An 11,002-nucleotide genomic window follows, 5' to 3' on the forward strand; every position below is an offset into this window, starting at 1 on the left:
GGTCACGCCGGCGGGAGTGGTGTCGATCTTCACTGATCCTGGCATCTCCTACCCGGCGGGGATCACGGCGGGTCCGGACGGGAACCTGTGGTTCACCAACGTCTTGGGGGATTCGATCGGGCGGGTCACGCCGGCGGGGGTCGTGTCGACGTTCAGCGATCCCGGCATCTTCGATCCGGTGGCGATCACCGCGGGCCCGGACGGCAACGTCTGGTTCACCAGCCGTTTCGCGGTGGGCAAGATCGGGACCGGCTCGAGTGGTGTGACGGTTCCTGGTGCGCCGACGGGGGTGTCGGGGGTGGCCGGGGATGGTCAGGTGGTGGTGTCGTGGGAGGCGCCGGTGTCCGATGGTGGGTCGGTGATCACCGGGTACACGGTGACGGCGTCGCCGGGTGGGCAGTCGTGCTCGTGGTCGTCGGGGCCGTTGTTGTGCACGGTGTCGGGGTTGTCGAACGGGACGGCGTACACGTTCACGGTGACGGCGTCGAACGTGGCGGGGTCGGGTCCTGCGTCGGTGGCGTCGGCTCCGGTGACGCCGGTGTGGCCGGGGAGCCGGTTCGTGCCGTTGGATCCGGTGCGGATCCTCGATTCGCGCCCGGGGTCGCAGGTGGGTCCGTTCTCGTCGCCGTGGGGTGCGGGGGTGACTCGGGATGTGACGGTGGCCGGGGTTGGTGGGGTTCCGGTGGACGCGGAAGCGGTGGTGTTGAACGTGACGGTGACCGGGACCACGGATCGGTCGTTCCTGTCGGTGTGGCCGGCGGGTCAGGCCCGCCCGACGGTGTCGAGTTTGAACTGGCAGCCGGGTTGGACGATCCCGAACTCGGTGACGGTGAAGGTGGGTGCCGGGGGGAAGGTGTCGGTGTTCAACAGCCGCGGTCAGGCGGACGTGATGGTGGACGTGGTGGGCTATTTCAAGACCGGGAGCGGGTCGTCGTTTCACCCGTTGGACCCGGCGCGGATCCTCGATTCGCGCCCGGGGTCGCAGGTGGGTCCGTTCTCGTCGCCGTGGGGTGCGGGGGTGACCCGGGATGTGACGGTCACCCAGGTCGGTGGGGTTCCCGCCACCGCAGCGGCGGTGTTGATGAACGTGACCGTCACCGGGACCACGGATCGGTCCTATCTGTCGGTGTGGCCGAAGGGTCAGACCCGCCCGACGGTGTCGAGTCTGAACTGGCAGGCGGGCTGGACGACCCCCAACGCGGTCACGGCCAAGGTCGGATCGGGTGGCAACATCCGGGTGTTCAACAACCGCGGCCAGACCGACGTCATCGCGGACGTCGCCGGCTGGTACGGGTGAACGCCGCCGCCAGCTCACCGCACGGCGGGCAAGGAGCTGCCGTCGCGCCGGTCAGTGGTTGGGGGGAGCGCTGTAGGCCCGCAAGCCCACCGTCGCCGAGTGCCACCACGGGCAAGCCGCCGGCGGCCGGCCGTCGAGGAAGCGGTTGACGTCGTCGACGAAGGCCGGCGCGAACGGCAGCTCGGGATGTACGGCCAGGAGGGGGCAGGCCTCGGCGGCGCCCTCGATCGGGCGGGTCTCGGCCATGAGGGGCAGGTCGAACGCGCTGGGCACGCTCAGGGCGGCCATCTCGGTGGGGATCGGGTGCGAGACGATGGCCGCCACCCTGTGGGGATCGGCGAGCAGCTCGACCGCCAGCGGGGACTGCGGGTCGAACCTGCTGAAGCTGGTGAGACGGGCCAGCGCGCCGACCCCGTCGAGGACTTCGGTCCCCACCCGCCCGGGCGCATGCCCCCCGCGGGGTGGGTAGCCGATCGGGTTGTCGGTGAGCGCGCCGACCAGTACCACGTCGCTGACCGTGGGCAGCAGGCCCGCGCTCAGCGCCACCAGCACCACCCACACGCCTTGGGAGTGGGCGATGAGGGTGACCGGCGGGGGTAGTGGCTCGATCTGCTCCACCAGGAACCGGACGAGCTCATCGATCGACCGGTAGGTGTCCACGCCGGTGTAGGGGGCGCCCGTGCGGATGGGGCAGGCGGCACGTCCCTCGGGTTGCCCCGAACCGGGGCCCGCGTAGGAGAAGAAGAACGTCTGCTCGCAGGTGAACCCGACCGACCCGGGCACCAGTGACAGCAGCGGGCTGGAGCCGGAGCTGGAGTCGATGCCGCCCATGAGCATCAGCGACCCCGATCGGGGAGCTCCGGGCCGATCCCGCTCGACGGGTCTCGCCGGGCCGGTTGCGACCGCCACCGTCACGGTGACCAGGAGGGCGCCCGTGGCGGCGACGATCCGCCGTCCCACTCGAAGGCCCCTCCGGTCCGGGTCCACCGACAACAGGTACGCGGCGGCGTAGGTGAACGCGGCGGAGACCGGGAGCAGGCCGATCGCCGCCGCCGGCCCGCCCGCTTCGGCCGCGGCGCCGATGAGTGTGACGCCGACGAGGTAGGCGCCGACGGTGCCGGCACGGAACCCGGCGCGGGCGGCCGAGATGACCGCTCGCCACACCGACGGCTCGCCCATCCACGGGATGGCGGCGAGCAGCAACACCTCGGCCACCGTCATCGCGACCCCCACCCAGAACAGCAGGTAGTACAGCGTCGCCCCGGCGGCGAACGCCGATGCCGCGGCGAGTCCGGCGAAGGGCAGCGCGAGGGCGTAGAACCGGGCGACGAACCCCACGCGACGCGCGGACAGCTCGCCGGTCATCGCCGTGAGCACCGCGATGCGCACGGCCAGGGCCGGCACCAGCATGACGATGAAGGGGACGAAGCCCTCCGATTCGCTGAGCAGCAGTCGCAGATCCGTGGTCACACCGAGCGGGGGGAGTCCGACCAGTTGCACCAGCCCCGGCCAGCGGGGGATGAGTCCTGCGACGGCCAGGGTCATGATCCCGGCGGTCAGCACAGCGAGCGGCCACGGGCGTGGTGCGCCCCGGGTGCGGGCGGCCATGGCGCCGATTCCACCACCGCTCCACCACCGCCGGGAGGCTCGGCAGTACGGTCCGGGAGGTGGAGCCCGACGGCGGGAGGACCGGCAGGGTCGTCGCCGGCTATCTGATCGTGCAGGCCGCCGTGGGGGTGGCGCTGTGGGTCGCGTGGACCTGGTCGCCGACAGTGCGTTCCTGGTTCGAGCTGGCCGCCGACCGGCCCGCGGTCATGGACGCTTTCGCCGTGGCGGACCTCGGCGCCGCGGTGTCAGGCTCGGTGGTCAGCGCCTGGGGGTTCTGGCGGGGTGCCGCCTGGGCGGTGCCCGCCGTGGCCTTCACGGCGGGCACGCTCGTGTACCCGACGCTGTTCCTGGTGGGGTGGGTCTCGCTGGAGGGCACGGGTGCGTTGTGCCTGGCGATCATGATCCCGCCGTCGATCCTGACCAGCTGGATCGCCTGGCAGTCGCGGCGCCGGCAGCACCGGTCGCTCGCCGATCGGTGACCGGCCGGCCGTGAGACCGCCGGCGCGAGCGGCTCAGCTCGGGTGGTCGACCGCCTCGTCGATGCCCTGGGCCAGGGTGTTCCAGGCGAGGGTGGCGCACTTGATGCGAACGGGGAACTTCACCACTCCTCGCAGCGCCTCGAGATCACCCAGCTTCACGTCCGGGACCTCGGCCGGCTCGCCCTCGCCCTCGCCGTCACCTTCGAGGCTCGACTCGTGGATGGACATCATGGCCTTGAAGGCCCTGGTGAGGTCTCGCACCTCGTCGACGGTCTTGCCCTTCACCGCGGAGGACATCATCGACGCCGAGGACTGGCTGATCGAGCACCCCTGCCCGGAGATGCGGATGTCGTCGATGCGCCCCTGGTCGTCGATGTCGAGGTACACGACGATCTCGTCACCGCACAGCGGGTTGAAGCCCTCCACCCGGTGAGCGGGCGGCACCGGCAGCTCACCGCGATTGCGGGGGTTGCGGTAGTGATCGAGGATGATCTCCCGGTAGAGGTCTTCGAGCCCAGGCATCGTGGCGATCCTAGAGGGAGAAGAAGTCCGCGGTGTCGGCCAGCGCGTCGGCCAGGGCGTCGACGTCGGCCTCGTCGTTGTAGACGTACAGCGACGCCCGGGCGGTGGCGCCCACGCCGAGCACCTTCATGAGCACCTTGGCGCAGTGATGGCCGGCCCGTACGCACACCCCGTGCTGGTCGAGCACCTGGGAGATGTCGTGGGGGTGCACGTCACGCAGCGCCAGCGACAGCACGCCACCGCGAGCGTCGGGGGCGGCCGGTCCATGGATGGTCAGCTGGTCGCCGAACCGCTCCGTGAGGGTGGCGATCGCGTACGCGGTGAGCTCGCGTTCGTGGGCCCGGACGGCGTCCATGCCCAACCCTTCCAGGTAGTCGATCGCGGCTCCGAGGCCGATGGCCTCCGCGATGGGCGGGGTGCCCGCTTCGAACTTCCAGGGGATCTCGTTGGGGGTCCACCCGTCTTTTCGGACGTCGCGGATCATCTCGCCGCCGCCGAGGAACGCCGGCATGGCCTCGAGCAGCTCCGCCCTGGCCCACAGCACCCCGATGCCGGAGGGGCCGAGCATCTTGTGCCCGGTGAAGCCGAGGAAGTCGGCGCCGAGCTCGGTGACGTCGGTGGGGAAGTGGGGCACGTACTGGGCCGCGTCCACCAGGCAGAGGGCCCCCGCCGCGTGGGCCGCGTCGGTGAGCTGGCGCACCGGCGTCAGGGTGCCCAGCACGTTGGACATGGCGGTGACGGCGAGCAGCTTCGCCCCGTCGAGCAGCTCGTCGAGCGAGGACACGTCGAGCGTGTAGTCCCCCGCCATGGGGATCCAGCGCAGCTCGATGCCACGCTCTTCCCGCAGCATGAGCCAGGGCACGATGTTGGCGTGGTGCTCGATCTCGGTGAGCACCACCACGTCGCCTTCGGCGAGGTTGGCCCGCCCCCAGCTGTAGGCCACCAGGTTGATCGCCTCGGTGACGTTCTTGGTGAAGACGATCTCGCGCTCGGACGGCGCCTTCACGAAGCGGGCGGCCTTGCGCCGGGCCGCTTCGTAGCGTTCGGTGGTCTCGGCTCCGAGCTCGTAGACGCCGCGGTGCACGTTGGCGTAGGTGTGCTCGTAGAGCTCGTCCATGGCGTCCAGCACGCTCTGGGGCTTCTGCGAGGAGGACGCCGAGTCGAGGTAGACGATGGGCCGGCCGTGCATCTCCGCCTTGGTGAGCAGCGGGAAGTCGCGCTTGACGACCGCCGGGTCGATCGGGGTGGTCATCGCCATGCGTCGTATCCCTCGGCCTCGAGGCGTTCGGCCAGCTCGGGGCCGCCGCTGTCGACGATACGGCCGTCGATGAGGATGTGCACCCGGTCGGGGCGCAGCTCGGTGAGCAGCCGCTGGTAGTGCGTGATGGCCAGCACCCCGAGCTGCGGCCGAGCCTTGCGCACCTCCTCCACCCCGTTGGCGACCACCCGCAGCGCGTCGATGTCCAGCCCCGAGTCGGTCTCGTCGAGGATCGCCACCTCCGGCTCGAGGATGGCCATCTGGAGGATCTCGTTGCGCTTCTTCTCCCCACCGGAGAAGCCCTCGTTGAGGTAGCGGTCGGCGAAGGACGGGTCCATGCCCAGGCGGCCCATCCACTCCATGATGGCCAGCCGCAACTCCAGCATCGACAGGTCGATCCCCTTGCGAGCCGACAGGGCCTGGCGCAGGAAGTTGAGCACCGAGACCCCCGGGATCTCCTGGGGGTACTGGAAGGCGAGGAACACACCGGCCTTGCCGCGCACATCGGGGCTCCAGGCGGTGATGTCGTCGCCCTTGAACAGGATCCGGCCCCGGGTGACTTCGTACTCCGGGCTGCCGAGCAGCACCGAGGCCAGGGTGGACTTGCCCGACCCGTTCGGCCCCATCAGCGCGTGGACCTCTCCGGCGCCGACCGTGAGCTCGACACCCTTCAGGATCTCCGGCTGGTCGTCCCCGTCGTGGGTCGCGGCGGGCCGCGCGTGGAGGTCCTCGATGCGCAGCAGCGGCTCGCTCATGCCTTGAAGTCTATTAGCACTACGCCGATAGTGGAAATGTGCTCCCGCTCATGGGGAGGGCGACCGCGGCGGTCGCCGGCGGTGCGGACCGGGTCTTCCCCCTGGGTCAGAATGCCCCGGGAGGAGGTGGTGTCGTGCGGGTCACCGCGAAGGTCGATTACGCCGTGCGCGCCGGCGTGCTGCTGGCGCAGGCCGCGGCGCGCGGCGAAGGGCCGGTCAAGGGCGACCGGCTCGCCGAGGAGCAGGGGTTGCCCCTCAAGTACCTGGAGAACATCCTGGCCGAGCTGCGCCAGGCCGGCATCGTGCGCAGCCAGCGGGGGGCCGAGGGGGGGTACTGGCTGGGCAGGCCGGCCGAGAAGGTCAGCGTGGCCGACGTGATCCGTGCCGTCGAGGGCCCGCTGGCCAACGTGCGGGGCGAGCGACCGGACGACCTCGCGTACCCGGACGGCGTCGGGGCCTTGCGGGAGGTGTGGATCGCCACCCGGGCCGCGCTGCGGTCGGTGCTGGAGGCGGTGAGCCTGGCCGATGTCGCCCGCGGGAACCTGCCCGGCAGCGTGCGTGCCCTGCTCGATGACCCGGAGGCGTGGGAGCCGCACTGAGCGGGCCGCGGCCCGCCCCGCGCCCTGTTCACCAGACCGGCTCTCACCGGCCCGGCGCTCACCAGCCCCGGTCGATCCACTCCTGCAGGTGGGGTCGCTCGGCGCCGATCGTGGTGTCGTCGCCGTGCCCGGGCAGCACGAGGGTCTCCGCCGGCAGGGTGAACAGGCGGGTGTCGATGGAGCGGATGATGGTCTCGAAGTCCCCACCCGGGAACTTCGTGGCCCCCGGGCCGCCGGGGAACAGGGTGTCGCCGCTGAACAGCACGGGTGAGCCTTCGAGGAGGAAGCAGATCGAGCCCGGGGTGTGCCCGGGGGTGGCGATGGTGCGGAGCCGCAGGCGCCCCACCTCGATCACCGAGTCGTCCTCGAGCACGAAGTCGTAGGCGTCGAGCATGCTCGCGTCCTCGGCGGTGACGCCCACGTCGTAGCCCGCGTCGCGCACCGCGGGCACCGCTTGGATGTGGTCCCAGTGGCCGTGGGTCTCGAGCACCCTGCGCACGTCGAGCCGCTGGCAGAGCTCCAGCAGCCGCTCGTGCTCGTTGGCGGCGTCGATGAGCAGGGACTGGCCGGTGTCACGGCAGCGCACCACGAACACGTTGTTGTCGAGCGGGCCCACCACCAGCTTGTGGATCTCGGCCTGCTCGTCCTGGTAGTGCAGCGTGCCCACCCGGCCAGGCTAACCCCGGCCCTCGCCCGGCGGTCCTTGCCGCCGGGTCGCTGCCGCAATGACGGCAGCGTCGGGCCGGAGTGGTTCTTGACCGTGCGGTCTAGTAAGAATGGTGACCTTGCCAGCACCGGACCGTCCCGGCCGGTACACCCGATCCGAGGGGGCCAGACCCAGTGAACTTCGCCTTCAGTGAGGAGCAGGAAGAGCTTCGCACCATCGTCCGCCAGTTCCTCGAGGCCAAGTCGCCCGAGTCCGCGGTGCGGGAGCAGATGGAGACCGAGCGGGGCTTCGACGACGCCGTCTGGAAGCAGATGGCCGAACAGCTCGGCCTGCAGAGCCTCATCGTGCCCGAGGAGTTCGGCGGGCAGGGCTTCGGCTACGTCGAGCTCATCGTCGTGCTGGAGGAGATGGGCCGCTACCTGCTGTGCGCGCCGTACTTCTCGACCGTGGTGCTCGCCGCCAACACCCTGATCCACTCGGGTGACGACGCCGCCAAGGCCGACTACCTGCCGGGCATCGCGTCGGGGGAGACGATCGCCACCCTGGCCTTCACCGAGCCCAACGGTCGCTGGGACGAGTCCGGCATCGAGGCGACCGCCACCGAGGAGGGCGGCACCTGGAAGCTGAGCGGCACCAAGAGCTTCGTGCTCGACGGGCACACCGCGAATCTCATCCTGGTCGCGGCCCGCACCGGCAAGGGCGTGAGCCTCTTCGCCGTCGACGGTGACGCGGCCGGCCTCACCCGCACCCCGCTGGCCACCATGGACCAGACCCGCAAGCAGGCCAAACTCGAGCTCGACGGGGTCGAGGGCCGGCTGATCGGCGAGGAAGGCAAGGGCTGGGACGTGCTGTCGACGGTGCTGGACCTCGCGGCCGTGGCTCTCGCCGCGGAGCAGGTCGGCGGCGCGCAGCGCTGCCTCGACATGGCGGTGGAGTACGCCAAGGTGCGGGTGCAGTTCGGGCGCCCCATCGGCTCGTTCCAGGCCATCAAGCACAAGTGCGCCGACATGCTCCTCGAGGTGGAGTCGGCGAAGTCGGCGGCCTACTACGCCGGCTGGTGCGCCTCGGAGATGAACGACGAGCTGCCTTCGGTGGCGAGCCTGGCGAAGGCCTACTGCTCGGACGCCTATTTCCACGCCGCCGCGGAGAACATCCAGATCCACGGCGGCATCGGCTTCACCTGGGAGCACCCCGCCCACCTGTACTTCAAGCGGGCCAAGAGCTCCGAGCTGCTCTTCGGTGACCCCACCTACCACCGCGAGCTGCTCGCCCAGCGCATCGGCATCTGAGCCGCGCCCCTCGCCGGGGGTGATGAGCGAGAGGGGTCGAGGCGCCGGCGCGCCCGTAAGCTGGCCCGGTGATCGCCGTCTTCGTCGTGATCGCCGTGATCGTGGTGGTGGCCATCGCCCTGATCGCCGTCGGCACCGTCACCGGGCGGCTGGCTGGTGAGCCGCCGACCTCGGTGTTCCACCTCGACGAGGCGGTGCACTACGTCGCCGATCGGCTGCCGGAGGACCTCACCGCTCGGCTGAGCTACGACGACGTCCGGGCGGTCATCGGCTGGCACCTCGATTACCTTCAGGCCAAGGGCGTCGCGGGGGCGAGCGACCACGACCTGGCCGCCGCGCCGGCCGGGCCGATCGTCACCGCGGACGACGAGGCGGTGGCGTACGTGCTCGGCCGGGCCGAGGGCTCCGGGCTGGAGCTCGACGATGTGGACGTGGTCGAGGTGCTCGAGGCCGAGGTCGCCTACCTGCGGGCCATCGGGGCCATCGGCCCCGAGGTCGCGGGACAGCTCGACCCGGGATCCTGAGCGGGAATCCTCCACCGCGGCGGCGTCGCCATCTCCTATCCTGGCAGGCACCAGAGAAAGGAGGTGGTCCAGCAGATGAGTGACAGTTCACATGGGACCCTGGAGGTGGCTGGCCGCTAGGCGGCTCGCTGGACCACTTGGTGGAATCCAACCAGTCCACCGCCAGATCGACGGCCGGGGCTTCGTCCCTCCCGGTACGGAAACGTCGATCCGGTTCTTTCCAGCATCTCGCGTGAGAGGGGGAGGCCTCCGGGCCTCCCCCTCCGCCGTTCCTGGGCGGTCTGCGGGCACCGCGCCCCCGGCGTCGTATGCTCACGACATGCAGCGTCCAACCAAGTTCGAGGAGCATCGCTGGGTCGGCGACAAGCGCACTCAGATCGTCTACGACCTCGACAACCTCGACGACGAGTCCATCATCGAGGAGCTGATGGCGGCCGAGACCTACATCTGCTTCGGGCCCGACACGTTGGCGGAGGCTCGCAACCGGGGCTACCGCCCGTACAAGGGCGACGGCAGCGGCCGCGGCGTCGACGGTGACGAGGAGGCTGCGTGACGGACCGCTCGACCCGCCGCGATCGCAGTCCTCACGGCTGACCTGCCGAGGCCGTGGAGAAGCTCTTCGAGAGCGGAGGGCTCGGCATCGCCGGCCACCTGGCCCGACCGCGCATCGCTCCCGGCACGTCGGTTCCCGGCCTGGTGATCAGCCACGGTTTCCCCCACCTGAGAGGAGGTGGGCGGATCTCCGCGCAGTCGTTCCCGGAGCTCGCCGATCGGATCGCCACCGAGCTGGGCTGGGTCGTGCTGGTGTTCACCTTCCGGGGCTGCGGTGACTCCGACGGCGACTTCTCGCTCGGCGGTTGGCTCGAGGACCTGCTCGCCGCGGCTCGCTGGTTGCGTGGAGTCGATGGGGTCCGGGACGTGTGGGCGTGCGGGTTCGGTACCGGCGGTGCCCTGGCGCTGTGCGCCGCGGCCCGCGACCCGGCCATCCGTGGGGTGGCTGCGATCGCCGCCCCTGCTGACTTCGACGACTGGGCCGGTCACCCGCGCCGGCTGCTCCAGCACGCACGGGAGGTGGGGATCATCCATCGCGCCAGCTTCCCCCCGGCGTTCGACGTCTGGGCCCGGGAGCTGCGCGACATCCGCGGGGTGTCCTGTGCCGCTCAGGTCGCTCCTCGACCGGTGCTGGTGCTGCACGGCTCCGACGACGACGTGGTGCCCGTCTTCGACGCCCGGGTCGTGGCCGACGCCCACGGCGACGCGGACCTGCGCATCATCGAAGGGGGCCCGCACCATCTGCGTCACGACCCGCGAGCGATCGCGGTGCTGCTGGGTTGGCTCGACCGGCAGCGGGCGCAGGCCTCCGCCCGGGTCTGAACTGGCCAGCGGCGATCAGTCGGCTTTGCCCTTGCCCTGGGCCTTCATCGCCTGCTTGTACTCCCGGACCCGCTGGAGCGCCTGTGGGCCGTCGATGTCGGCGACCGACCGGGGGGTGTTGTCGGAGAAGGGCGCTGCGGCTTGCTCCCAACCCTTCGGCTTCTTCCCGAAGCGCTTCGCCAGGATCGCCATGAAGATCTTGGCCTTCTCGTCGCCGTAGCCGGGCAGCTCCCGCAGCCGCCGGAACAGCTCGTCGCCGGTGCGCACCCCTCGCCACACCGCCCCTGCGTCGCCCCCGTAGCGGTCGACGATGAACTGGCAGAGGGCTTGGGTGCGCTTGGCCATCGCCGCCGGGTAGCGGTGCAGCGCGGGCTTCTGCGTGAACCGCTCCTCCAGCTCGACGGGGTCCATCGCCGCGATGGTCGCCGCGTCGAGCGAGCCACCCAGCCGCTGGCGCAGCGTCCAGGGCCCCTTGAACGCCCACTCCATGGGCACCTGCTGGTCGAGGAGCATGCCGATCAGCAGCGCCAGGGGCTCGGAAGCCAGTAGCGCGTCGGCATCGGGGTCACCGGTCACGGGCAGGGTCTTGGCGGGCATGTCGAGAGGGTAGCGACCCCCGGATGGATGACG

Annotated in this window: 13 protein-coding genes; 7 read left to right on the forward strand and 6 right to left on the reverse strand. The window is 70.8% G+C overall.

The window, feature by feature from the left end; translation table 11 throughout:
• Window positions 1-1,297: virginiamycin B lyase family protein (locus tag V7004_RS13160; RefSeq protein ID WP_334144528.1), on the forward strand; the 1,297-nt coding region annotated here is incomplete at its 5' end.
• 51 nt (window positions 1,298-1,348) lie between these two features.
• On the opposite strand, the gene V7004_RS13165 is transcribed toward V7004_RS13160, so the two are convergent.
• A complete protein-coding gene (locus V7004_RS13165; protein WP_334144530.1) occupies window positions 1,349-2,905 on the reverse strand; it encodes a hypothetical protein in 1,557 nt (518 codons plus the stop codon).
• A gap of 59 nt (window positions 2,906-2,964) precedes the next feature.
• Between V7004_RS13165 and V7004_RS13170 the strand changes: the two genes are divergently transcribed.
• Complete coding sequence (locus V7004_RS13170) at window positions 2,965-3,384, forward strand: hypothetical protein (RefSeq protein ID WP_334144532.1); 420 nt, start codon at window positions 2,965-2,967, stop codon at window positions 3,382-3,384.
• A 33-nt stretch (window positions 3,385-3,417) separates the two neighbouring features.
• Here V7004_RS13170 and sufU read toward each other — a convergent pair whose 3' ends face one another.
• The 3 genes from sufU to sufC are packed head-to-tail and all read right to left on the reverse strand — an operon-like array spanning window position 3,418 to window position 5,919.
• On the reverse strand, window positions 3,418-3,906 hold the full coding sequence (gene sufU, locus V7004_RS13175; protein ID WP_334144534.1) for a Fe-S cluster assembly sulfur transfer protein SufU: 489 nt from the start codon (window positions 3,904-3,906) through the stop codon (window positions 3,418-3,420).
• Window positions 3,907-3,916: 10 nt separating this feature from the next.
• Window positions 3,917-5,158 carry an aminotransferase class V-fold PLP-dependent enzyme gene (locus V7004_RS13180; protein WP_334144536.1) on the reverse strand — a complete coding sequence of 414 codons (1,242 nt, stop codon included), beginning with the start codon at window positions 5,156-5,158 and terminating at the stop codon, window positions 3,917-3,919.
• Window positions 5,155-5,919 carry a Fe-S cluster assembly ATPase SufC gene (gene sufC, locus V7004_RS13185; RefSeq protein ID WP_208028955.1) on the reverse strand — a complete coding sequence of 255 codons (765 nt, stop codon included), beginning with the start codon at window positions 5,917-5,919 and terminating at the stop codon, window positions 5,155-5,157. Before sufC ends, V7004_RS13180 begins: the two co-directional genes overlap by 4 nt.
• Window positions 5,920-6,053: 134 nt before the next feature.
• Here sufC and V7004_RS13190 point away from each other — a divergent pair, with 134 nt between their 5' ends.
• Window positions 6,054-6,518, forward strand: coding sequence for an RrF2 family transcriptional regulator (locus tag V7004_RS13190; RefSeq protein ID WP_334144537.1), 465 nt, complete (start codon window positions 6,054-6,056; stop codon window positions 6,516-6,518).
• Between the two features lie 58 nt (window positions 6,519-6,576).
• On the opposite strand, the gene V7004_RS13195 is transcribed toward V7004_RS13190, so the two are convergent.
• Window positions 6,577-7,185, reverse strand: coding sequence for an MBL fold metallo-hydrolase (locus tag V7004_RS13195; protein WP_334144538.1), 609 nt, complete (start codon window positions 7,183-7,185; stop codon window positions 6,577-6,579).
• 173 nt (window positions 7,186-7,358) lie between these two features.
• On the opposite strand from V7004_RS13195, the gene V7004_RS13200 reads away from it, so the two are divergent.
• From V7004_RS13200 to V7004_RS13215, 4 genes are all read left to right on the forward strand, one after another.
• Window positions 7,359-8,474 (forward strand): acyl-CoA dehydrogenase family protein, encoded by a 1,116-nt coding sequence (locus V7004_RS13200; RefSeq protein ID WP_208028952.1) that lies wholly within the window; start codon window positions 7,359-7,361, stop codon window positions 8,472-8,474.
• Window positions 8,475-8,542: 68 nt separating this feature from the next.
• Window positions 8,543-8,998, forward strand: a complete 456-nt coding sequence (locus V7004_RS13205; RefSeq protein ID WP_334144540.1) for a hypothetical protein — start codon at window positions 8,543-8,545, stop codon at window positions 8,996-8,998.
• Window positions 8,999-9,317: 319 nt separating this feature from the next.
• Window positions 9,318-9,551, forward strand: a complete 234-nt coding sequence (locus tag V7004_RS13210; protein WP_334144541.1) for a hypothetical protein — start codon at window positions 9,318-9,320, stop codon at window positions 9,549-9,551.
• Between the two features lie 53 nt (window positions 9,552-9,604).
• Window positions 9,605-10,372 carry an alpha/beta hydrolase gene (locus V7004_RS13215; protein ID WP_334144542.1) on the forward strand — a complete coding sequence of 256 codons (768 nt, stop codon included), beginning with the start codon at window positions 9,605-9,607 and terminating at the stop codon, window positions 10,370-10,372.
• 15 nt (window positions 10,373-10,387) lie between these two features.
• Here the strand turns inward: V7004_RS13215 and V7004_RS13220 are convergent, their stop codons facing one another.
• Entirely contained in the window at window positions 10,388-10,969 is a 582-nt protein-coding gene (locus V7004_RS13220) for an HhH-GPD-type base excision DNA repair protein (RefSeq protein WP_442968063.1), read from the reverse strand.
• Between the last annotated feature and the right edge of the window lie 33 nt (window positions 10,970-11,002).

This window comes from Rhabdothermincola sp., assembly GCF_036846205.1.
GTDB lineage: Bacteria > Actinomycetota > Acidimicrobiia > Acidimicrobiales > Acidimicrobilacustridaceae > Rhabdothermincola.